The sequence below is a fragment of the Catenulispora acidiphila DSM 44928 genome (genome assembly GCF_000024025.1).
Lineage (GTDB): Bacteria > Actinomycetota > Actinomycetes > Streptomycetales > Catenulisporaceae > Catenulispora > Catenulispora acidiphila.
This window is the reverse complement of the sequence record NC_013131.1, coordinates 4,370,493-4,392,568: the sequence shown is the minus strand read 5'-3', so window position 1 is coordinate 4,392,568 and position 22,076 is coordinate 4,370,493. Positions and strand designations below refer to the sequence as shown.

Below are 22,076 nucleotides of genomic sequence, written 5' to 3'. Positions count from 1 at the left end.
GATGCTGGTGTTCACGGCGGCGGGTAAGGGCGGCGCCGGACAGACGGTGACCGGCTGCAACATGGCCTATCAGTTGGCTCTCAAGGGTGAGGATGTTGCGTACCTGGACTTCGATTTCGGCCGGCCGTCCGCCGGGGCGACGTTCGACATCGACGCCGCGGCACGAGGCGTGACCCGGGACGGGGTCCGCTCGTTCCTGCTTGGGGGCGGCCCTCGGCCCGTGGTGTTGGATGTCGCGACCCGGACGGCGGGAGCTGCTCTGCGTAATCGGCCTCCCGGGGCCGGGCGGCTGGTGCTGCTGCCGGGTGATCGCGGTGCGAGGTGGTTCGGGCGAACCGCAGAGATTGTTCAAAGGTGCTCGGAGCTCTTCCTGCGCACGGAGTCGGAGTACTCGGTGACCGTCGTCGATCTGGGCAGTGGCCGCACCGTGGCGGTCGACCTGGTTCTGGAGGTCATGGCTCGTCCGGAGATGCGGAACATCGTCGCGCGTTGGCTGGTGGTCCACCAGTGGACGCGGCTGCACGTGGATGCTGCGGGCGACTTCGTGCATGGCCCCTCAGGGCTGTTGGACACCGCACGCCATACCGGGCTAGACCCCGCGGCAGTGGAGCGCGCCCTCCGGTTCGTCCGTTGCATCGTGGCCGACAAGGCGAGCCTAGGCCGTTTCGGGCAAGTGGCTCAGCAGGCGTGGCAGGCGGAGATGGACGCCGAGCTGCGGAACTTCGCCGCTGAGCAGCAACTGGGGATCGGCGCCGTGTTGGGGACGGTGCCCTTCGATCCGGTACTGAAGCTGCGGGAGCAGATCATTACGGGCTTCGACGTCGCGAGCGTTCAGATCGCCCGTCAGGACACGGTGGAGGCATACGCGAGCTTGGCTCGGCGGCTGAGTGACCACCAAGCCTGGGAGACTCTGTGACGAGGCAAGAGCCAGCGGAGACAGGGCAGGAGTTCGAGGGGCAGTGGCAGAAACCGCCGGACGTGGCGGGTCTCCTGTTGCCGGCGTCCGACTCGGGGCAGGCGCGCGCACCCTCCCATCTTTTCGGGGTGGTCAGCACGGCATTGATCCAGCACAGTGGCGCGCTGCCATTGGCGAGAAGTGCGGAGATCCTCCGGATAGTGCCACAGCGTGTTGTCACGCGGATCGGTAATGTGCAGCAGACAGTACGTCCGGTCCCATTGGCTTGGTCGGCGCATCGAGTAGCTGGCATCGACTCGGGGGTGCTCGGTATCCCGAACCGGGCGATCTTAGGTACCGCAGTCGGTCGGGCTGTCGTCTACGGCGGGCGGATTGTCCAAGGCTCGGCTTGGGTGGCCGTGGTGCCGATGTCGACGGCAGGCCGCCGTCCCTGGGGTGAAAAACTGGCTGCCCCGGGAACGGCGGTCGTCGACGATTCAACTCTGCGCGTCCTGATCGATGCTCCCCTGTCGAAACCCCCGGACCTCGGTCTTACCCTCATCGCGGACCGCCTGGTGGACGATGTCCAGAGCTCACGCCGCCTCGATCACGTCATCGCCTTCCGTAGTGCAGGCGACCGCCTCTACTGGACAGCCGTGCTCCGCGATTCCGAGCTCAGCAAGATCCACGCCAATTTATCGGAGACCCGCGGCCCTGTACTGCATTTCACCGCGCCTTCCGACGAGCCGCTCGATTCGATCGTCCGCTTTTGCGAGGACGTGGCCCGGCACAAGTGGCTCATCTCGACGGTCGCGCTCGTGTCGGATCGGATGGCCAGGAAGCACTTGGATCCGGCGGGACGCAGGGAAGTCGTGCAGACGGTATTTGACCAGCTGATGCATCTCTGGCTACCCGGGTCGTACTTGGAGAGCCGTCGGAACGGCTATTGGACAAGGACGATGAATGGGATACGGCTGACCCAGCAGTGGGAGGTGCAAGTGGCTCGATTGCGGGAACTGCTTGAGCGGGAAGAATGAGTTCGGCGACCGTGACTTGTTTCTGAGTTTGGGCAACTGATTTGGCCCCGTTTCAGCCTTTCGTGTGGCTCCGGCTGGAGGGGGTGGGGTGGGTCGGTATGAGCGCTTGAAGTGGCCCCGGTGGGTTCAGTCTTGACGCAAGCCGCGAAGTTAAGGAATTGGATAACTCGTCAAGCGGTGCGTGCTGACGGGCTGACCAGCGCATAGAGAACGAGACCCCTGATAGACCGGGGCTGTCTTCCAGGACTGCTCCGGATCAGAGGTCTCGTTGCCATCGAAGTCTGCCACTGTCACGTTCGCTCGCGCCATCACGGTCGCGAAGGGGGTGTTCGCGCCCGGGCATCTGGGCGAGTTGACGCAGGTCGTGCCGTTCGAGCTGGTGGACGCGGTGCTGGAGGAGACAGGGGCGGTCCAGCAGCGGCTACGTGATCTGCCCAGCCGGGTCGGGGTCTACCTGGTGCTGGCGATGGGCTTGTTCGAGACGGTCGGGCTGGCCGGGGTGTGGGGCAAGCTGATCGCGGGGCTGAACGGGTTGCCGGTGGCGGCGCCGTCGGAGAAGGCGCTGCGTGACCTGTGGGGCCGGATCGGCCCGGCGCCGGTCAAAGCCCTATTCGGGGTGCTGGCCGGTCCGTTGGCGCAGCCGCACACGCCCGGAGTGCGCTATCGCGGTCTGCGGACGGTGGCCTTCGACGGCTGCTCGTCGATCAAGGTCCCGGACTCGGCGCGCAACCGGTGGCGGTTCGGGAAGGTCAAGTGCCGGACGGGGTTCGCCGGGTATCCGGTGCTGTTGCTCATGTGCCTGGTGGAGACCGGGACTCGGGCGGTGATTGGGGCGGCGTTCGGGCCGACCGCGCCCGGTGAGCGGGCGTATGCCGCCAAGCACCTACGGGCCGCTGCCCGAGGCCGCGATCATCTACGCGCTCCAGAACGAAGCCCAGCCCGCCCGCGCGGCCCGACGGCTCGTGCGCTGGGCGGCGCGCACTGGCGGCCGGTATGCGGACAACGCCGCCGCCGTGGTCGTGGACGTCCCCGCCGAGGGCGACCAGCGGAGCGAACCCCCAAGCTGACTGCGCGTGTGACGAATGCTGCGCTCGCCAAGGCGCCACGGTCGCGATACGGCGGCTTGAGCGCGCCGCAACCGCAAGGCCACCGGGTCCGCCGGGATAGTTCCGGCCGGACCCCGCGTCGTGCACCGGCGGCAGATGACCAGCCGGGCAGACGAGGAAGTCTCGTCAGTCCATGGCCGATCTCACAGCGACTGTTTTGGTCGCGACGTCATCCGGACGATCTCCTCGGTCGTGCCGTCGGGGTTCTTGCGTTGCGCGACGATCTCGGCGGTGACCTCCTCGACGGGCGGCAGGACGAGCTCTTTGAGGGGGTCATCGTCGGGGTGGTGGAAGATCCATCGGCGGGCACGTCGTGCGACGGCATCGTTGACCTGCCGGGCGCGAGCTGGGCCCGGGAAGGAGATCTTCTCGGGGCCGCTGGCCGCGACGGCGATGGCAGTGTTGCGGTTGAGCGGCATGTAGGTCATCTTGGCGGTGGCGAGCCCGACGGATGTCGGAGATCCTGGCGCCCAAAGCCCAACGGGCTGGTCGCTTGTCAGCAGAACGTTTTCGTCGAACCGGAGCAGCCGCCACGGGCGGCCTGCGATCACCGGCCGGCAAGTCTCCACTGCTTGCTCGATCGCGCTTGCCACCAGGGACCCCTGAGGGAGGGTGATCGCTGGCACTTCGGCCAGCTGGCGTTGAATGTTCTTGATGGCGCGTCGATTCACGGGTCTGCCCTCGGCAGTGAGCCGCTCGCGGATCGCCTCTTCACGCATGCACATCTGCAGCACATCTGGGCTTAGCCGTTCAACTGTCTGCTGAGCACGGTCGCGGAACGCCCAGCCCCGCGTCACTTGCAGGGCGATGAAGAGGGACATCACGTTGCGGTCCTTTGCGGACAGCGGAAAGTCTCCCGCCACCATCGCCTCGATGATCGGGGCTGCATCTCCTTCGACCTGCGACAGGAACTTCTCGACGAACTCTGGGTCCCAACCGTCGCGGAGCGGGTCGTCCTGGCTCAGCTCTTCGGGCGGTAGCTCGTAGAAGCCCACTTCATTACACGCGTTCTTGACCGAGGAGGTGTGTGAGCGATGTGGTGGCTGGCGGGCGACGGCTTTCAGCTTGCCAGCGTCAGCAAAGTTCCGCAGATACATCTGCGGAACGAGGTGATGGTGATAGGTGTGCCCCATGGCCGCTAAGGCTACGGAAGCTGTCGTGGATCCGCAGCCGAGTTCCTGCGGGCCAGAACACTGTGAAGCTTCACCTGCGGGTCCGAGTGACTGCGGCTGGCGCTGTTGGCGGCCTGTGCCCAACAGCTGATCGAGGTGAACATGGCCGTCGCAGGCTGGGTCCCTCCACCGTCGGTCTGTTGCGCGCACGGAGCCGGTTGCGGGCCGGCCATTTTGCCGTCGCCGGGCGTGACGTAACCACCGTATCGGAGCTAGTCCAGATGGTGATCGCCGTTTGTTGGGTTCTCGTTCACGGGCGGCGATGGTTGCCGGGAATGGCAAATTTCGAGCGACAGCGCTTCCATGAACGCGGCCCCGGCGTCGCGCCTCTCGATGCTGCGGCGTGCCTGCGGACAGTCCGGGGCGGAATTTGCCGCCGGAGCGCCCTGGGCCGTGTTCGAGACGCAGCGCCGTGCCGCGCTGGCCAACGCGGTCAAACGCAGCGTGCAGACAGCGTCCCGGCTGACCACCGTGCTGGGACGGCCGTGGACCCCCCCGGAGCCGGGGACACTGCGCGACCACTATGCGGCGATCGGCATCGCTATCGCTGAGCTGCGTGTGGCCGAAGGGCACATCCAGACGCTGATCGCGTCACAGGCGCTGGTGCGGGACGTGGAGGCGACGTAGCGGGCGCATATCTCTCAGCCACTCCAGCCGGGGGCGGTACAACAGGCCGCGGCGGTGCGCGCCTGGGCAGCCGGACCGGGTGGTTGACGCGGAGCGCACCGTGACGGTGGGCGCCGACATCACCAACCCAGGCTGCCGAGTGCGGCTGTTACCCTCGAAGGACCTACCACGATGCTGAGCTCATCCACCGCCCAGGGCCGTCTGCTGCTGTTCGCGTCGGTCATGGCCGTCCTGGCGATGGCGACCGGATCCGCGCTGTTCACCACCGCCCTGGCCGTGGCCGTCACCGTCGGCTGGCTCGCGGCCGGCCGGCAGAGCCTGCTGGAGGCCGCCGAAACGGAACTGCAGCACGCGACCCAAGCCGTCGCGGCCGCCGCGCGGACCTCGCCAGCGCCTGTGGGGTTCAAAAACTCTGCCGGGGCCGTGACCTGTGACTCTACGCAGCTCGTTCGTACTCGGTGATAAGGCCTCCGAGAACCGTTCGGGTGCGTATCTGGCCCAGTGGGACCGGGAACGGAACGATATCGGGATCGTCGGTGGGTGCTCGCTTGTCGAGCGAGCGGTGCGGGCGTCCGCGGTTGTAGTGGTCGGCGAATTCCTCGAGGACGTGGCGGAGGTGGCGTTTGCTGACCAGGAGCATGCGGTCGGTGCATTCGGCCCTGACGGTACGCACAAAGCGCTCGGCGTACGCGTTCGCTCGAGGACACTGCGCAGGAGTCTTAACCGGTTCGATCCCTTCGGAGGCGAAGGTCGCGTCGAAGGCGGTGGTGAACTTCGCGTCGCGGTCACGGATGAGATAGCGCAGCGGTTCACCCCGATCACCGAGATCAGCAATGAGGTTCCGGGCCAGCTGCGTGGTCCAGGCGGCGGTCGGGCTGGCGGTGACACCAAGGATGTGAACGAACCTGTTGCGGACGTCGAGGACGAAGAACACGTAAACCCGCTGCAGGTTCACCAGGTCGCCGTGAAAGAAGTCGCAGACCAGTAATCGGCGTGGGCTCGTAGGAACGTTCGCCAGGTCAGGTCGTCAGCTCGGCGCGGTGCCGGGGGCAGGCGGTGCGCGCGCAGGACCTTGCGGATGGTGGCGGCGGTGACTCGGCGTCCCAGGCGGCGTAGCTCCCCTTGGATCCGCTGGTAGCCCCAGGACTTGTTCTCGGTCGCCATCTTCACGATCAGGGCGACGAGATCGCCACTGATTGGGGGCCGGCCTGCGGCACAGGGCTGGGTCCATTTGCGGGCGACCAGCCGCTTGTGCCAGCGCAGCACGGTGCCCGGTGTGACGATCCGGCGCCCGCGCAGCGCTTTGGGCAGGAGCCTGATGAGAGCGGCCAGGATCGCCCGGTCGGTCCAGTCCAAGCGCGGCCTGGGATTCGCCCGGCGTAGGACGGCGACCTCGTGGCGCAACACGAGGATCTTGGCGTGTCGGCGATCAGGTTTTTCCCTAGCGATTCATGATCGCGATCACGTATTTCCCCACCTCGGCGTCGTTCGTCCCGTAGGTGTGGAGGTCTGAGGTCCGTTCGTGGTCCACGGGCCGAATCCGCACGCACGGGTGGTTTCAGAGGTTTGTCATATTTCGTTCCGCACGTTCTTCGTCCCCATGGGTAGCACGGCCTCGGGTCGGGAGGGACGGGGTCGCGAAGTACGGCGTTCGTCGTCCCGCTCGCCCCCACGGTTTCCAAGGCCGATGGGCAGCCGGATGGCGAGGAGGACGTTCAGGGTGGTCGACATTGTCGAGATTTTCGTCCACTGGTATGCGGGCCGTTCCAAGAGCGAGGTGGCCACGTCGCTGGGGGTGGATCCGAAGACGGTTCGGAAGTATCTGAAGCCAGCCGAGCGGTCTGGGATCGTGCCGGGCGGCCCGCCGATGGCCGAGGAGGACTGGTCGAAGCTGATCCGCAGCTGGTTCCCGGAGATGACCGACCGCACGCTGCGGCAGATCACCTGGGGTGATATCGATCCGCACCGGGAGTTCGTGAAGGACCTGCTGGGGACGGTGAACATGTCCACGATCCACCAGCGGCTGCGCGATGAGCGGGGCCTGACGGTGTCGGTGGCCACCTTCCGTCGCTGGGTGCATGCCACGATGCCGGAGCAGGCCGACCGGGCGAAGGTGACGGTGCTGCGCGACGAGGTCGAGCCAGGCTCCGAGGCGCAGATCGACTACGGGTTCCTGGGGCAGTGGACGAACCCGCGCTCTGGGAAACGGCACCGGGTCTGGGCGTTCGTGATGGTGCTGCCGTGCTCGCGGCACATGTTCGTGCGGCCAGTGTTGAGCATGGACCAGCACTCCTGGACCGAGGCGCATGTCGCGGCGTTCGAGTTCTTCGGCGGGGTGCCCAAGCGCCTGATCCCGGACAACCTGAAAACCGGAGTCGACAAGCCCGACCTCTACGACCCGAAGATCAACCGGGCGTATGCCGAGCTGGCGGCGCACTACGGGGCGCTGGTGGACCCGGCCCGCGCGGTGAAGCCGAAGGACAAGCCCAGAGTCGAAAGACAGATGCCCTATATCCGGGACTCTTGGTGGGCCGGTCGGGAGTTCGCCTCGATCGAGCAGATGCAGGCCGATGCCGTGGCGTGGTCGACGACGGTCGCCGGGCGAAGGGCATGCCGGCCGCTGGGCGGCGCCTCGCCGATCTCGGTGTTCGAGGCCGCCGAGGCGCAGATACTGCTGCCGCTGCCGCAGGCCTCGTTCACGCTCGCGCGCTGGTCGACGGCCACGGTCGGGCCGGACATCCACATCCGCGTGGGCCGCACCCTGTATTCGGTGCCGTGGAAGCTGATCGGCCGCCGCGTCGATGTTCGTTCGACGGCCACGATGGTCCAGGTGTTCCTGGACGGGGAGATGGTGAAGACCCACGCCGCGCTGGAGCAGGGCAAGCGCACCGACAAGAACGACTACCCGCCGGAGAAGATCGCCTTCCAGATGCGGACCCCGGTCTGGTGCCGCACCCAGGCATCGGAGGTCGGCGACGCCTGCCGCGAGCTGGTCGATGGCCTGCTGGAGGTCAACGCGCTCTACCGGTTGCGCGCGGCCCAAGGCGTCGTCGGGCTGCGCAAGAAGTACGGCGACCAGCGGCTGGAGGCGGCCTGCGCCAAGGCGATCACGGTCGGGGACCCGTCCTATCGCACGGTGAAGGGCGTCCTGATCGCCGGCACCGAGACCGACCCCGAGCCGGAGACCGGCGACGCCGGGGCCGCGGCGTTCCTGCACGGCCCGGCCGGGCTGTTCGCCGCTGACGCGGCCATGGGGGTGACGGACGACGTGGTCCATCCCCAGATCAGCGACGACGCCGAGGACGGTGCCCGATGAACCCGATCGGCAATGCCCTGCGCGAGTCGCTCAAGGCCCTGCGTCTGTCGGGGATGCTGGAGACCCTGGACGCCCGGCTCATCCAGGCCCACGGCGGGGAGCTCGGACACCTGGAGTTCCTGCAGGTGCTCTGCCAGGACAAGATCACCCGCCGGGAGACCGTCGCGTTCCAGCGCCGGCTGCAGAAGGCGCGGTTCGAGCAGCAGGTCACCTTGGAGGAGTTCGACTTCAACGCCTCCTCCAAGCTGCCCGCCGCCCAGATCCGAGACCTGTCCGCGTTGCGCTGGCTGCACGCCGGAGAGTCGGTGATCCTGTTCGGGCCGGTCGGGGTCGGCAAGACACACGTCGCCCAAGGGCTGGGACATCTCGCGGTCCGCCAAGGCGCAGCCGTCCAGTTCGCCAAGACCAGCCGCGTGCTGGCCGACCTGGCCGGCGGACACGCCGACCGCACCTGGGACAAGCGCGTCCGGGAACTGGTGCGGCCCGACGTGCTCATCCTCGACGACTTCGCCATGCGCCAGATGACCGCACCCCAGGCCGACGACCTCTACGAGCTGGTCAGCGAACGTCAGGGCCGCAGCCTGATCATCACCAGCAACCGTGCCCCGTCCGACTGGTATCCGCTGTTCCCGAACCCCGTCGTCGCCGAGTCACTCCTGGACCGGCTGATCAACACCAGCCACCAGGTCATCATGAACGGCCCCAGCTACCGGCCCAACAAGCGGCCCAAGAACTCCACCGACACGGTCCACACACCCGAGACGCCCGCTGCCAAAGTCAAGCGGTAACGCCGAAGACCCACTGCGGACAGGGATGTCCGTTTGACGGCTTCTTCAGCGATGAGCGACTCTGCCATGATCCACGCATGGACTTCGAGCTCGATCCGCCCCACGGCGTCGGCCCGCTGCGCATCGGCATCTCACGCGCAGAGGCCGACGCCGCCTTGCTGTTATTGCGCGATGCAGACTCGCTCTCCCAGTCCGATCGTCCGGGGCAGCACATCTTCAGGCCGAGTGGTCTGATGATCAGCATCAGCTGCATGCGTGACCGTCTGGAAGCAATCGAACTCGCCCGACCGGAAATCCACGCCGACACCGTCCGGTTCAGGGACGTCGACCTGTTCACTCTGCCGGCGCGAGAGGTCGTCGAGCGCTTACGCCAACACACTCCGGTCGAGCCTGCCGAAGACGACCCAGCATCGTTCGTGGCACCCGAGCTCCTGCTCAGTCTGTGGCGACCGTTCGAGGCCGACGACGAACCACTCGAGGCACAGGGCCACTACTTCACCACGGTGCTTCTGGCCAGACCCGGCTACTACGACACGCCAGCCCAGGCCGCCGAACGGCACCGGTCCGGACTGCAGCCCTGATTCACAGCGGGGACCTGGGGAATTGCGTGATCGCAGCCTCAGGGAAATACGCGATCGTCCACATGGCGTTCTTGGCCGCGTCACTGCGAGTCAGCAGCACCAGCCAGTCAAGGATCCGGACGAACATCAAGTACACAAGGCGCTGGGACACACTGACGATCATCCACGACGAGGTGGGCGCAACCCACATCGGCCCAGCTCAAGCCGCTGGCGGAGTTGTCGAACCCACAGGCCACGGGGGAGCAGCCCGGCCAGCAACACCAGCCACGCCCGATCGGCCCAGGTCAGCTTTCGTGCCATACGCGGATCACGACGCTGTGCGACGGCAAGCTGATGCCGCAGCATCAGGATCTCGACGTCCTTCGCCGCCGAATCTCGCTCGGCCAACCACAGCCACGAGAACATCCGGGTCACGACCAGATAGATCAGCTTAAACCCCACGGTATGGCATCATCCCAGCTCGCAGGGATTGTCGGCACCCTCAGGCCAACTACGGAGCAGTAGCCTTCAAGCCTGGTGGAAGAACGATTGTCCAGCATCCCGACTCCACAGAACCCGGGGCACATCACCGACCGGGCACCGACAACCAATCCCGTGCATTGTTGACCTGCGCGGATACAGTTCTCGGCAGGCGCAAGGTCGGCGCGCAACGCGGCGGCCGTGCGTTACATCTGGTCGGAAGCACTTCCCCAGTCACTCGTGGCGGCGAGAATCCGAGCCTGCTGCTCGGCGTCTGCCTGCGTGGCAAGCTTCGCAGCAAATACCGGTTCGCCCCAGTACTGCCGCAGCACGCCGAGAAGAAGTTCGTCGAATGGGTCGTGGTAGCCGCTTCCGTCCTCCTCGGAACGGCACAGGTTGTAGATCAATAGCGAGGTCGCCTCGTCGAGGGTCTCCTCGTCGCGCGCGAGCAGCCGGGCCAAAGCGTGCCTGGTCGCCCGGGGCCCGTAATCGGAGTGCTCCGGCACGTCCGTCGGCCACAGACTTAACGCCTGCCGCAGCCAGCGTTCCCGCTGTGCTGCGGGCCCGTGGTCATCCGCGATCTTGGCCAAGATCTGGTGGACCGCCGCGGCGAGGTCGGGAAGCGCGGGGTGACGGGCCACAGCGTCGTCGGCGATCGCTTCCAGGTTCTGCCACCAGGCGGCGGGGTCGGCTGCCGCGCGTTCCTCGGCCATATCTTTCAACCCGTCGAGTTCCTGGTACCACTCTGCGGTGCCCGTGATTAGATGCCTTAACGCAGTCGCCTGCCAGCATTCTGCCTTGTGGAGATCCGAGGTCTCTGCGGCCATCGCGGCCAGCAGGCCCGCAGCCATCGCGGCGAGTTCGGCTATGTCCGGTCCGCCCGCGTCGGCTGCGGCGTAGACCTGCAGCATACGCTCCTCGGCTTCGGTGAGACGCCCTTGTTCGAGGTCAAGCGAGGCCTCCATCAACCCGAGCAAGAGCCTTTTGCCCTCGTTGCCGGCCTCGACGACCGACTTGAGCCACGCCAGGTGCTCCGAGGCCTCCTCAAACCGCTCAGCGTTGAGCGCCTCGTGGAACTGCGCCACGATTGCGTTCTCGACGGCCTCCGCGTCCCCGACATCACGGCTCGCCCTGAGCAGCGGACCGGCAAAGCCGGACCCTAGCGGGCCGCGTCTGCGGCCCCTGATCAGTTGCCGGGCCTGCAAGACCCGGGCGATCAGTCCTGGCGCATCCGCCCCCTGCGCAATCGCCTCTGCCTCCTGCGCCATCTCATCGAGCGCGTCGAGGTCGCCAACACTCACCGGCTCGTCGATCGTGAGGACCATCTCGATTCCGCTGAGCAGCACGTCGAACCTTAGCAAAGGCTGGTCGCATACCTCGGAGGCGTCGATCGCCTCGCTGAACAGTTCTCCAGCGGCGTCCCAGTCGTCGCGCCCGGCGGCGCATTGCGCTAGTAGCAGCTTCCCCATGCAAGAGATCTGAGGATAGTCGCCCTCTTCGATGACGCGGAGCATGTCCTGCGCGTGCCGCGTGGCTGTTGCAAAGTCGCCCTCGACCAGGGCGGTTTGGCCGATCATGTACTGTGCGAGGGAGTTTGCCCCCGGATCAGTGGGCAGCGTGTCGCCGACCTTGTCCAGCCAGTCCCGCGCACGCGGATCCTCCATCGTCGTGTAGACGAAGGCGCAGAACACTGCTGAGACCCTGGCCTGGTCGTCCGCCACGGTGCCGATTCCGCAGGCGTACGCCGCGCCGAATTCGCGCAGCGCGGTGTTCGCCTGGCCGCCGTGCATGGCGATCTGGCCCAGCAGGTTAAGGCACCGGGTCTCGCTCACTCGGTCATCGAACGCCCGAGCCGAGGTCACACCGGCTCGGCACAGCTCTCCGGCCCGAGAGATATCGCCTTGGAGCAGGGCGATGGTCGAGTCTAGGGCGTAAATCGGCGGAAGCTGGCCGGGTAGAGGAGTGCGGTCGGCCACTTGCCGTGCCCTGTCCATGAACGCGGCCGCTTCATCGAGCCGGCCGCGCTCCAGCGCTATGGCGGCGCACAGGCCGAGGCAGCCCAGTTCGGCTGTGTCGGCGGCGATCCCGAGGCCTTCCGCCAGGATGGCCTGATCACTTGCCGCCCCGGCCAACTCGCCCAACCTCAACGCCTCGGAGAGGTCCACGACGTCCTCCCACTGCACCGCCCGGGTGTACCAGATAGGTGCGACCCCGGCGACCGTGTGCAAGGCCGCGCGAGCGAACTGGTCGCATTCGTCGAATTGTTGGCGCCTGACTGCCAGCATCGCCCGCAGATGGTCAACGGCTCCATCCAGGAGGTCGTATCCGCAGGCCCGTGCGCCCTCCGCAGCCTCATCGATGAGTGTCGCGACTTCGCCGGCCCGTTGCGGCAGTCTCAGTAGGTTGCGTGTATGCATGATGACGGTCTGCACTCGAGTGGGCGAGTTCATGGGCAGGCTCCGTGCTGCCTCGACAGCTCGTTCGCTGCTGCACGCCCCTGTGGCCTCGTCACCCATCGCGTAGCAGGCGACACTGTGCAGGAGCAGCAACACCACGGTCTCTTTCGGTTCGAGCGGCAGGTGCGCGAGGCCCAGCTCGCAACGCTCTCGCAACTGCTCGTAGCCCCCGGTCCCGCGCAGGTACGCCAGGCTCACCGATCTCAGCAGCGGCTCCTTGGCTGCGGCCATGTCGCCTAGAGCGTCGAACTGCTCCAACAGACGCTCAGCGTCTTCGCTTAGCGACGGCAGGTGCCCGCGCGCCAGGTCCATGTTCAGTCGGCGGCGCCAGTAGGACGCAGCCCGGCGGCGAGCGGCGTCCACCTCAGCCTGGTCGGCCAGCGCACTAATCTGCGCGGCCACCCATGGATGAACCTTGAACGGCTCGCGGTTCGCCTCGTTTCCGTCGTCCGCTCCGTTCTGATTCTCCACTCCGGACCGGTTGTCATAAGACCCGAAGATGAGTCCGGTGCCCAGCGCGCTACGTAGCACCTCAGGGAATGACGGATCTACGACTGGTCGCTGTGCATCCTCGAGGTCCGCGAGCAGCGTTTCAGAGAATTGTAACGGCTCTCCATCCTCCCACCACAGCTCGGATACGTCCTCGGTCTGGGCCTCGCGCAGAACATTCTCCAAGGCTACGGTCAGCCGCGTCGTGCGCTCCGGATTCGTAGCAGCTTGATCCGTCAAGGCAAGCTGCTGCTCCAAGGCCTCACGCCGTACCGGCCCCCGGTATACCGACGCGCCAACAAGCAGCTGGCGCACTGGATGCCCGGCATCGAGGCCCGCGAACAGCTCGAAGACCTCGTCGAGAGCCGGCGCTGTCTCGTTCAGCGCATGATGGATCACCTCTGGGCTCAGCGCGGTCGGGTCCTGGGCGTTGCGCACGGCATTCGCGACGAGCCCAAGCGCTGCAGGATGGCCGCCGAGTAACCCAGCATCGGGCAGCTTCGCGAACAGAGCACTCCGCTGCGGCGCATGCTGATAGAGAAAAGTCTGCGTGTCGGACGCCGACAACGGCCCGAGTAGACAATGCTGCACCAGCTTCCTACCACGCGTCTCGAATGAAATCGGATGACGACACGTGACGAGTAGCCCCGCGTTCGGCCCGAGTCGCGACCAAGCGTCCAGAAACCAACCCAGCTCCGCAGGCTCTGCTGCGTACGCTCCCGTCGCCGGATCGCCTGAACAGGAGACCCCATCAACCATCAGCAGCACGCGGGTGTGCGGCAGCACGTTCTCACTTACGAGATCCAGACGCCTGATCCATGGCGTATCCGGATCGGAAAGCCAGGACTCGAGCATCGGATTGCCCAACGCGCCAACCCTGTTTAACACCCCAAGCAGAGTGCTGACCACACTGTCCGCAGCCGCCCCTGCATCCAGGGGCACGACCACCCACGCCCCCGGGTCGAGGAGCGTAATGAGCTCAGCGGCCAGCGCGCTCTTGCCGATCCCGGTCATCCCGAACAAGATCACACGCGGCAGATCCGACCGCAAGATACGCAGAAGACCGCGCAGCTCCGTGCGCCGCCCGACAAAGCCAGAGCCCTCATTCCACCCACCCAAGACTTCCGAGCGCGAGCTGGCCCGCAGTCCTGCGCCGAACCCAACCCCAGATCCTAGCCCCGGCTCTGACGCCGCCCCGGGCACGGAAGCACTCCCAGCCTGCACATTCCTCAGCCCGACCCCCGCCGAGTTGAGGAACAAGGCTGGAATCAGCGTCGTCCTCGCCTCTCGGCCGTTTCTGTCAGCCTGCTCTCGCCCCCGTTCTCGGGCCGGTTCTTGTTGCGGCTCCGTCATCCCCGGCTCGCGCGGTGGCAAAGGTGCCAATGCAGCCCGGGTCTGGGTCACGACGTCTAGCGGCGCCAACGTTGGATCCTGCGCCAGCGTCGCATATAGTCCCGCAGTGAACTCGACGGCACAGTCGTCCGAGATGTCCGCGGTCATCGCCACCACCGCGTCGACTCCTCGAGCCACGAGCGCGTGAGCCAGGCCAGGTAGTGGCCCCTGTACGTCGTCCACCGTGCCCAGCGCGCTGGAACAGCCCGCCAGCACAACCATCGGGACTGGTCGGTCCTGCGGGAACACTCGCGAGACCAGCGTCCCGGCGTCCACGAAGTCCTCTTCACCGTCGACCGTCTCCAGAGCGAGGACGCCCGGCGCGGCGTGGCACGAGATGTGCAGGATGTCTGCAGGCCGCTCACGCAGCGCGGCGCCGATCGAGTCCGCAGTCCCCCATGTGAGTAGCCGCAGCGACACCATGCCAGTCTCAATCGCCGGCCGCATCGCCCGCTGGACCAGCACAAGCTCCCGTTCGTAGTCCAGCCGGTCCAGCCCGCTGCGCTCCGGGAACGCGATTGCCACCAACACCTCCAGCGGCGCTCCGTTTGATCCGGCATCCCGCGGCAGCCTTGCCGGCCCGCCGGCAACGCCGCCTGCGGTCCTGCCTACCACTCCGGGTGTCGCTCTGACCGCCGTCCCCGTCGCAGACTCCTGTTCCACGAGCCGGAAAACCTGCACCGCACTGTCATGCGCCAGCGGGATCTGTCGCCGCGACCGATCACACCTCTCCGGGAGCACCATTGCTTCCCACGGCACGTTCACCAATGCTGGCTCGGCGATGTCAAGCGCGAGCCGCAACGGTACTTCGGTCTGCGCAGCGCGCCCGAGCTCGGCCGCCAGCGCAACCCCGACCGGCCCGTCCAGAAAGGATTCCCCGAGCCCGAGCCCGAGCTCCCACCACACCGCATCGGTGCCTTGGCGGAGCTCCCGCAGCTCCCGAAGCGCTTCACGCGCGCGGTACGTCAGGCCACTGTGCTCTTGCGCGACGGACCCCGCGCCGGCCTTGAAACGCACCAGCCCGCCGTCGATCTGCAGCACCGCCGAATGGCTGTCACCCAGACCCGCGCCCATATCCATCCGGAGCCACCTTCGATTCGAGCTAGGTCAGCGTGCGAACAGAACCGTCCAGAAGGTTGCAGTCGCCAGCAGTGCAACGGCGAGCAACTGCACACCCAGCGCCACTTGCAGCAGGCCAGCCATCCTGTCGCTGATGTCCCGGGCGATCGCGATATGACGGACACGCGCGGCGCAGAAGGCGCGCGCAAGGTCTTCTTCGGCCATCTGACCCACTTGCCGCAGCGCCTCGTCCATCGAGTCCGTACTGACCAGCAGCGTCCGCCGAGGCCAGGAGGGCAACATCGCCGCCATCGACGAGAGCACGAACCCGACCACTGCCGCTGCAGCACAGTCGCGAGCGCCATGCGGCAGTACCTGCGTCCCGCTTTTCGCCGCAAGCCCGGCAAGTGCGAGCAGGATGGTAACCATCCCGCCCGACGTGGTGATGACCGCCCGTGCCCGTGTCTCCAACGACTCGCGCTGCACTCGCTCCAACTCGACCTGCTGCCCGATGAACTCAGCGATCGCCCCGTTCGCTCGTGCGAGCGCAGACGCAGCCGAATCCGGTCCCGCCGGTGTAGTCGAGGTGGAGAGGGAAGCCTGATCGGCCTGTGAGATGTCGGTCATCGCTGGTCCGGCTGTGCGTCGTCGCCGTCGGCCGCATCCGGCTCGCGAACGGGCCGGTCGAGAGCCCTTCTCCGCAATTCAAAGGTGATCTCAAACGTAGGCTTTGCCGTCCTAAGCGCGCCTCGCGAACCTGCCTCCGCAGCAGCGTCGGCCACCACTGCAGTCTCAGTCGCGACTTTGGGCTCTGACGCCTGCTTGGCAACGGTCTGCGCTGCTCCCGTCCACTGTGCGACGGAACCCGACTGTGCCGCGACCGCCGCAGACACCTCGGACGCAGGATCCTGGTTCTGTGCCTCCGTGCTCATCGAACCCCCCTGGATCGCTGTATCTCCTGGCCGTGCGCAGCAGGTTCGCTGGAGACCACCATACCTAGCCTCCGTCTTTCTGTAGTCCCGTTACCTCGCCGGAGGGAAACCCCTGCCAGCCACCGCCCCATCTCGCTCGGCTAGGGCTGACCATGGCGGCGTCAGATCGGCATGCCTCAACGCCAGCGCCTGACCGCTGACGACTGACCAGCAGCTGCCGTGGGCGGCGCCTGCGACGATGGAGAGGTGGCGAAGAACGCGGCATCCAACAAGCCGATCGAGCATCCGAAGCCGCCGCCGGGAACGGTCAAGCAGCTCCACGGAACCTCGTTCCGCTGCGCGGAACCCGAATGTCGCGAGCCAGAACTTCGAGTCTGGCAAGACTCAGCTGAACATCCGCATCGCCCACACCCACGCCCGCGGCGAAGGCGGTCCGCAGTGGAACGGCGCCATGTCTAACGAGGAGAACCGCAGCCCGGGAAGCCTCCTTCTGCTGTGCATCCCGCACGATTCCGAGATCGACGACACGCCCGACGACTTTCCCGAGCCGATGCTGCGGCAGTGGAAGCAGGCTCAGCGCGACGAGCATCAGCGCCTCCGGCAAGGCTGGAACATGACCGATGAGCAGGCCGCCGAGGTCGCCCGGACCTCATTCACCCCTGAGGATGTCGCGGACGCAATTGCGGACCGGCTGCCGTTCTCACCTCGCCAGCGCCCCAAACCGAGGCGCTTGATCTTGTCGACCGCCGCCTGCACGCCGCGCGTGTCGAGCGCCTCGAAGCCGTGGCGCCCGATCGGGTTGAGCAGGTGCCGCGATGGATAAGAGAGCTGCCGGACGGCGTCGTGGCCGTGCTGGCCGGGCAACTGCGGATTCTTGTCACCCCGATGGGCGCCAGCAAGACAGAGCAGGCGGCACGTTGGCTCGATGAGGGAGTTCAGCAGGCACGCGACGATGACGCGGTGTCCGTCCCAGTTTGGTTTGAGGCGCGTGAGGCGAAGAATGGCGTGGAAGAAACGGTCCGGTTTCGGCTGGGTCAGGACTCGAGGGCTGTGTGCCGGGTGGTGCTGAATGATCTGGATCGGATCGATCCAGTCGACGCCGAACGGCTGTGTGTGAGGCCCGCGAGATGGTCAGCGTGTGGCCGAAGGCCGCCATCCTCGCAACCACCCAGCCGGGCACGGCGCGACGGACTGCACCGTCTGTCTGGACGTCGAAGCGTGGACTGTGGAGCGCGACGCACAGCTGATGAAGATCGCATCCGACAGTGAGCTGCCATGGCGGCAGCGGAACACCGAGACGACCGACCTGCTGCGGCGGCCTCTGACGATCCTGGCGCTGGCTACCCGACTGGCGTCGGGTCAGGACGCGGACGTGACCCGGCTGCAACTGCTGCACGACCACCCGAAGACCATCATCCAGAGGCGCCGGCCGAGCGCGGCGTGTGGCAAGCGCTGTCCCGATTGGGCGTCTTGACTTGCAAGCGCAGGAGCCGGTACCGCCGACCGCGATCGAAACGAGGCGCAGGTCTGGCAGCTGACCGATACCCGGCTCGTCGTGGAGCACGACGGCAGTTTGAGCTTCGCGCTCCCGGTCTTCGAGCAGCACTTCGGCGCACCGGCGATCTCATCCGGCACCTTCGAGATCGAAGCCGCTGCCAGCCGCGACTCCTTCCCCTCCTGGCGCTACTCAATCGCATCCGCGGTCGCCACCTGCCCGGATTCGGCTGAGCGGGAGCAGCCGCTGTGCCGAGTAGCCTGCACCAATCCGGCAGCGCTGTCCTGGATCCTCGACGAGATCGAGCCGGAGGCCACCTGCCGGAACGCCAACGCTGGCTCTCACGAAGCCCCGTCGAACCTGGATCGAAACGCCGGAGGACCCGGCACGAGCAGCGACACTCAGGCCGACTCGGCGATTGCCGCCGGGCTGTGGCTGCGCGAAGCGCTCCAGGCGCTGCTCGACGGCTACGGCTCTTTGGCCACGCCGCTGGCACACCATAGCGAGGACCGCCTCGTGCAATGGGGCACGCACCTCGCCTCCGGATACATGACTCTGCCAGAGCACTGGGGCCAGACCATCCCCGCGATGGTCTCGCTACCGGACTTCACCCACCTGCGCGACCTTCGCCCCGGCGGGTGGCGTGCCTCGCAGATGTTCACCGAACCCTGCGGCGACTACGGCCGATGGCACTGGGACCGCAACCGTATCCTGAAGACCCTCACCGAGGTGATCCAACGCCAGGCCCTGCCCACCTCGGCCGGCACCCGCATCAACCACGAGCGCCTGTGAATCCTCGCGAGCTTGGCCATCAGCGACGCCGGAGTGCAGCTGGGACGCGACACGATCCCGCTCGATGCACTCCGCGAGAAGGTCGCCCCGATGATGGAGACGGTGAACACCAGCGTCTCCTCCACCGGGCAGCGCGGCGGCTACACATCCAAGTCGCCGGACGTCATCTGGCTGAACGAGCAGTGGCAGACCGGACGGCGAGCACCTGCAGCGATCTCCCTGCGGGACGGCGGTTGCGCTGGCAGGGGTACTCCACCGAACTCGCCGTCTCGACCACTGCGGAGATCCTCATCGAAGCGATCGCCGGATACCGCGACCTGGTGGAAAACTCCCGGGCTTCGGGCCGGCCCTCCGGCTTAACAGCCTCCTGCCCGCGCGCGTCGAGGGCACGATCACCTACCCCCGGCACCCACCACCACCCGGTCGGCCTGAACTTCGCCTGGGTCCAGGACCCCAGCCACGACCCGCATACCCGGGCCCGTCGAACTTCGAGCCGAAACCTCACTCGGAAGCTGGCCGTACTGGCACCGGCCCCAAGGCCCGCGCCCGGGATCACGAACCGCCTGCCACCTGCCGATGCTCGAGGACGACACCACCCCACTCGGCAGCTCGCGACCATCATCCAACTTCGCGTACGAGTGGCTCGCCCGCCATTTCCACACGCTAGGGTCGCTGAAGAATCCGATCACCTTCCACGACTAAGCGGCTTCGTAAAGACATTCGGCAAAACGGCAGATGCATTTCCGAGCGCTGGAGCCGTTCAATCATTCGTGCCGATCGCGAGAAATGCGGAGGGCCTCACGGCGCCGGAAGAGATCTCGCTCGAAAAGGCTGGATCCGCTTGACTGCGACGCCGCCCAGCGGGACACTCTAAGTGTCCGGAATGTGACCGACACTCTGGCCAAAGAGCTCCTCCACTAGCAGTGTTACGCGGCGGAACCCGCCAGGTGCAAATAATCACTGAATGCCCAGGGATTTCGTGGGGTTATGGAATAAAACCCCCCTCGGACACTCAATTACCCCATATCGGGCTGCCTTAGGGCAGCACTTTTTGGCACCCGGGCTTATTCTCGCGCTATCCCGGGCGCTGGTCGTGCCTCTTATCACCTCCCGTCGCAGTGCGTGTCTTGTCGCCGGCCGTCGTGGGACAGCTCAAGCGACGTGCTCGGGTTCTCCTTCCGTGGTTGTTCGCGGTGACGGTCCGGTCAGATGGTGATGCGCACCGGGTGTTCGCTGCTGGTCTCCAGCGTCCGAGTTCTGCGGTCAAAGCGGAGCACGATCGCGTGCGCGCGCAGGTAGTCGATCACCTCCTCAGGGCTGGGCGATACGGCGCGGGCGGCGCTGGCAGTGGCGCCGGTGATGGCCGCGGCCGGTTCGGCGGCGGTGAGTCTGTGGTGGAGCAGCGGCAGTTTGGCCAGGACGCGGTCCTCACGCAGGTAGACGTTCTTCGGCCGGGGCGTCGCTGCGTCCTTGACGCTGCGGTGTCCGTGCCGGCAGCGGTAGCCGGGGGTGTCGTTGACCCAGTGTCCTTCGAAGGCGCGTTCGCAGATCGCGCACCGTAGCAGCCCTTTGAGCCGGTAGTCGTGCGTCGCTTGGGCGTGTTCGGCGTGCAGGTTCTGGACGGCGATGAAGTCGGTGTCGCTGACGATCGCGGAATGAGTCCGCCGCTGGGAGATCACCCACTGCTCGGGGCCGTTGCGCCGCCGGACCTCGCGGTGGCCGAGCGCGGTGTTGCCGGCATCAGCCAGGTCGCGGTCGGTGCGGCTGCGGCCCCAGATCATGCGTCCGGTGTAGACGGGGTTCAGCAGGATCTCCCGAACCGTGCCCAAAGTCCATCCGGCGCCGGTGCGGTGCGGGTTGGCTTCGGGGTCCTCGGCCGACGGGCACGGGATGTGCTGGTTGTTCAGGTCCCGGGCGATCCGGGCCAGACTGAATCCCTCTAACCGCCTGGCGAAGATCCCCGCGACGATCGGTGCCGTGTCCGGATCGGTGTCGAACTTCTGCAGACAGATACCGCGCCGGGCCAGACGCCGGTTGGGGTGCGGTCCAGCCTCGACCAGCCTCAGGCCGTACGGCACCCGGCCGCCCTCGTACCGACCCTGCTCGCTGACCTGGACGGTCATCGCGTTGATGACACGGCGCCTGGCCCGCTGAACCTCGCGCCGGGACAGGATCCCGAGCAGCGCCATGAGGTCCTCGATCGTGTCGAGCGCGGGGTCGACCCGGCCGCCGAGTTCCGGCATCCACAGCTGCACCCCATGCAGCGCCAACAGTGGTGCGACCAGGGAGTACTGGTTGCCGGAGAACGCCCGCTCGTGCGAGCCGATCACCACCGCGTCAAAGCCGCGGTCCGGATCGGCTAAGATCGACCGCCACTTGATGGGGTGCAGCTGGCTGTGGACGGCAAGTGATTGAGGGGATTGACAGACAGGCACGGATCCCGGTGATCTCGGAGTTCTCTACGCTTCGTAACCGCCGGAGGATCCGTGCCTGCAGTCCCATCATCTCTGTTCGATGCGTTGTGGGACCAGTTCGCAGCTCTGCTGCCCGAGCGGCCCGAGTTCGACCCGGCCCATCCGTGGGGATGCCACCGCCGCCGGATACCGGACCTGGTCGTGTTCCGGCACGTCGTGGACGCCCTGGTCCACGGTTCGGGGTACGAGCGGATCGCCTCGCAAGGGTGCTCCGCGACCACCATCCGCCGCCGCGTCAAGCAATGGGCCCACATAGGCCTGGCACAGGAACTCCACCGGATTGTGCTGGCCGCCTACGACACGATGATCGGCCTGGACCTCCACGACCTGTCCGCCGACGGCTGCCACACCAAAGCCCCATGCAAAGGCGACAAGGCCGGACCCTCACCGGTCGACCGCGCCAAGCAGGGCTTGAAACGCTCCACCTTGGTCGACGGCGACGGCGTTCCGCTCGGCCTGGCCTCGGCCGGCGCCAACCGACACGACTCAAAGCTGCTGGAACCCACCATCGAGGCAGCGAAACAGCAGGTCGGACACCTACCGGACAGAGCCACGATCCACCTGGACTCCGCCTACAACGGCAAACCGTGCCGCAAAGTCCTGGACGAGCACCACCTGATCGGCGAGATAGCCGCCAAGGGGGTGCCGGCTCCGATCCAGGTCGGCAAACGCTGGGTCGTGGAACGCAGCCAGAGCTGGATGAACGGCTACGGCAAGATCCGCCGCTGTTTCGAACGCGACGGCGAGATCATCGACTTCTACCTCTACCTCGCCGCCGCGTTCGTCACCGTCCGTGCACTCATCCGCCAAGCCCGCAACCGCTACCGCTGGGACACCCGACCAACCAGCCGCCGACTCCCCTATACCATCAAGTGGCGGTCGCTCTAAGGCTGCCAACAGCGCCGCCGAGCCGGAACGCTGGAACGGTGATATCAACCGGCTCTTACCCACATCGGAGAACTCGACGACGATCCGGCCCTCGCCGTTGATCGTCGACAGTGCCTGT

At 66.6% G+C, this 22,076-nt stretch carries 19 protein-coding genes and 2 pseudogenes; 13 read left to right on the top strand and 8 right to left on the bottom strand.

Translation table 11 applies throughout. From position 1 onward, the window contains the following. Position 1 precedes the first annotated feature (1 nt). The 4 genes and pseudogenes from CACI_RS19215 to CACI_RS19205 all read left to right on the top strand — a co-directional run bounded on the left by CACI_RS19215 (position 2) and on the right by CACI_RS19205 (position 2,999). Complete coding sequence (locus CACI_RS19215; RefSeq protein ID WP_015792497.1) at positions 2-916, top strand: SCO2523 family variant P-loop protein; 915 nt, start codon at positions 2-4, stop codon at positions 914-916. After that, the gene (locus tag CACI_RS19210; protein WP_015792496.1) at positions 913-1,932 is read left to right on the top strand and encodes an SCO2521 family protein; all 1,020 of its coding nucleotides are present in this window, start codon (positions 913-915) and stop codon (positions 1,930-1,932) included. The genes CACI_RS19215 and CACI_RS19210 overlap by 4 nt, the downstream gene beginning before the upstream one ends. A gap of 268 nt (positions 1,933-2,200) precedes the next feature. Then, positions 2,201-2,818 (top strand): annotated as a pseudogene (locus CACI_RS47985) (transposase domain-containing protein); the annotation flags it as partial. Further along, the gene (locus CACI_RS19205) at positions 2,802-2,999 is read left to right on the top strand and encodes a hypothetical protein (protein WP_041540335.1); all 198 of its coding nucleotides are present in this window, start codon (positions 2,802-2,804) and stop codon (positions 2,997-2,999) included. The pseudogene CACI_RS47985 and the gene CACI_RS19205, both read left to right, overlap by 17 nt. A gap of 182 nt (positions 3,000-3,181) precedes the next feature. Here the strand turns inward: CACI_RS19205 and CACI_RS19200 are convergent, their stop codons facing one another. Then, a complete protein-coding gene (locus tag CACI_RS19200; RefSeq protein WP_015792495.1) occupies positions 3,182-4,171 on the bottom strand; it encodes a DUF4238 domain-containing protein in 990 nt (329 codons plus the stop codon). A 432-nt stretch (positions 4,172-4,603) separates the two neighbouring features. Here CACI_RS19200 and CACI_RS19195 point away from each other — a divergent pair, with 432 nt between their 5' ends. Continuing rightward, entirely contained in the window at positions 4,604-4,837 is a 234-nt protein-coding gene (locus CACI_RS19195) for a hypothetical protein (protein ID WP_143765305.1), read from the top strand. A 171-nt stretch (positions 4,838-5,008) separates the two neighbouring features. After that, positions 5,009-5,299 carry a hypothetical protein gene (locus tag CACI_RS19190; protein ID WP_041540333.1) on the top strand — a complete coding sequence of 97 codons (291 nt, stop codon included), beginning with the start codon at positions 5,009-5,011 and terminating at the stop codon, positions 5,297-5,299. Here the strand turns inward: CACI_RS19190 and CACI_RS54255 are convergent. Further along, positions 5,274-6,286, bottom strand: a pseudogene (locus CACI_RS54255) (integrase core domain-containing protein). The gene CACI_RS19190 and the pseudogene CACI_RS54255 overlap by 26 nt on opposite strands. Positions 6,287-6,557: 271 nt before the next feature. Between CACI_RS54255 and istA the strand changes: the two are divergent. The 3 genes from istA (at position 6,558) to CACI_RS19170 (ending at position 9,522) form a co-directional block, all read left to right on the top strand. Then, entirely contained in the window at positions 6,558-8,153 is a 1,596-nt protein-coding gene (gene istA / locus CACI_RS19180; RefSeq protein WP_015792493.1) for an IS21 family transposase, read from the top strand. Then, positions 8,150-8,941 carry an IS21-like element helper ATPase IstB gene (gene istB / locus CACI_RS19175; protein ID WP_015792492.1) on the top strand — a complete coding sequence of 264 codons (792 nt, stop codon included), beginning with the start codon at positions 8,150-8,152 and terminating at the stop codon, positions 8,939-8,941. Before istA ends, istB begins: the two co-directional genes overlap by 4 nt. A gap of 77 nt (positions 8,942-9,018) precedes the next feature. After that, positions 9,019-9,522, top strand: coding sequence for a hypothetical protein (locus CACI_RS19170; protein ID WP_015792491.1), 504 nt, complete (start codon positions 9,019-9,021; stop codon positions 9,520-9,522). Between the two features lies 1 nt (position 9,523). On the opposite strand, the gene CACI_RS51255 is transcribed toward CACI_RS19170, so the two are convergent. From CACI_RS51255 to CACI_RS49950, 5 genes are all read right to left on the bottom strand, one after another. Next, positions 9,524-9,673: a hypothetical protein gene (locus CACI_RS51255; protein WP_190276777.1), complete on the bottom strand. Its 150-nt coding sequence runs from the start codon at positions 9,671-9,673 to the stop codon at positions 9,524-9,526. A gap of 8 nt (positions 9,674-9,681) precedes the next feature. Next, complete coding sequence (locus tag CACI_RS49955; RefSeq protein WP_143765304.1) at positions 9,682-9,963, bottom strand: integrase; 282 nt, start codon at positions 9,961-9,963, stop codon at positions 9,682-9,684. A 224-nt stretch (positions 9,964-10,187) separates the two neighbouring features. Next, positions 10,188-15,398, bottom strand: coding sequence for a CHAT domain-containing protein (locus tag CACI_RS19160; protein WP_015792490.1), 5,211 nt, complete (start codon positions 15,396-15,398; stop codon positions 10,188-10,190). A 27-nt stretch (positions 15,399-15,425) separates the two neighbouring features. Further along, entirely contained in the window at positions 15,426-16,004 is a 579-nt protein-coding gene (locus CACI_RS19155; RefSeq protein WP_015792489.1) for a hypothetical protein, read from the bottom strand. Next, a complete protein-coding gene (locus CACI_RS49950; protein ID WP_143765303.1) occupies positions 16,001-16,309 on the bottom strand; it encodes a hypothetical protein in 309 nt (102 codons plus the stop codon). Before CACI_RS49950 ends, CACI_RS19155 begins: the two co-directional genes overlap by 4 nt. A 451-nt stretch (positions 16,310-16,760) precedes the next feature. Between CACI_RS49950 and CACI_RS45775 the strand changes: the two genes are divergently transcribed. From CACI_RS45775 to CACI_RS19140, 3 genes are all read left to right on the top strand, one after another. Further along, the gene (locus CACI_RS45775) at positions 16,761-17,132 is read left to right on the top strand and encodes a hypothetical protein (protein WP_015792488.1); all 372 of its coding nucleotides are present in this window, start codon (positions 16,761-16,763) and stop codon (positions 17,130-17,132) included. A gap of 315 nt (positions 17,133-17,447) precedes the next feature. Next, entirely contained in the window at positions 17,448-17,783 is a 336-nt protein-coding gene (locus tag CACI_RS19145) for a hypothetical protein (protein WP_015792487.1), read from the top strand. Between the two features lie 81 nt (positions 17,784-17,864). Further along, a complete protein-coding gene (locus CACI_RS19140; protein ID WP_015792486.1) occupies positions 17,865-18,596 on the top strand; it encodes a hypothetical protein in 732 nt (243 codons plus the stop codon). Between the two features lie 1,205 nt (positions 18,597-19,801). Here CACI_RS19140 and CACI_RS19135 read toward each other — a convergent pair. Continuing rightward, on the bottom strand, positions 19,802-20,926 hold the full coding sequence (locus tag CACI_RS19135; protein WP_190276776.1) for a recombinase family protein: 1,125 nt from the start codon (positions 20,924-20,926) through the stop codon (positions 19,802-19,804). A gap of 156 nt (positions 20,927-21,082) precedes the next feature. Between CACI_RS19135 and CACI_RS19130 the strand changes: the two genes are divergently transcribed. After that, positions 21,083-21,958: an IS5-like element ISCaac1 family transposase gene (locus tag CACI_RS19130; protein ID WP_015792483.1), complete on the top strand. Its 876-nt coding sequence runs from the start codon at positions 21,083-21,085 to the stop codon at positions 21,956-21,958. Positions 21,959-22,076 lie beyond the last annotated feature (118 nt).

Excerpts from the sequence above, each read along its gene's own strand:
- CACI_RS19215 (WP_015792497.1), top strand. The coding sequence starts at position 2 with ATGCTGGTGTTCACGGCGGCGGGTAAGGGCGGCGCCGGACAGACGGTG.
- CACI_RS19205 (WP_041540335.1), top strand. The coding sequence starts at position 2,802 with ATGCCGCCAAGCACCTACGGGCCGCTGCCCGAGGCCGCGATCATCTAC.
- CACI_RS19200 (WP_015792495.1), bottom strand. The coding sequence starts at position 4,171 with ATGGGGCACACCTATCACCATCACCTCGTTCCGCAGATGTATCTGCGG.
- CACI_RS19190 (WP_041540333.1), top strand. The coding sequence starts at position 5,009 with ATGCTGAGCTCATCCACCGCCCAGGGCCGTCTGCTGCTGTTCGCGTCG.
- istB (WP_015792492.1), top strand. The coding sequence starts at position 8,150 with ATGAACCCGATCGGCAATGCCCTGCGCGAGTCGCTCAAGGCCCTGCGT.
- CACI_RS19170 (WP_015792491.1), top strand. The coding sequence starts at position 9,019 with ATGGACTTCGAGCTCGATCCGCCCCACGGCGTCGGCCCGCTGCGCATC.
- CACI_RS19160 (WP_015792490.1), bottom strand. The coding sequence starts at position 15,398 with ATGGATATGGGCGCGGGTCTGGGTGACAGCCATTCGGCGGTGCTGCAG.
- CACI_RS19155 (WP_015792489.1), bottom strand. The coding sequence starts at position 16,004 with ATGACCGACATCTCACAGGCCGATCAGGCTTCCCTCTCCACCTCGACT.
- CACI_RS49950 (WP_143765303.1), bottom strand. The coding sequence starts at position 16,309 with ATGAGCACGGAGGCACAGAACCAGGATCCTGCGTCCGAGGTGTCTGCG.
- CACI_RS45775 (WP_015792488.1), top strand. The coding sequence starts at position 16,761 with ATGTCTAACGAGGAGAACCGCAGCCCGGGAAGCCTCCTTCTGCTGTGC.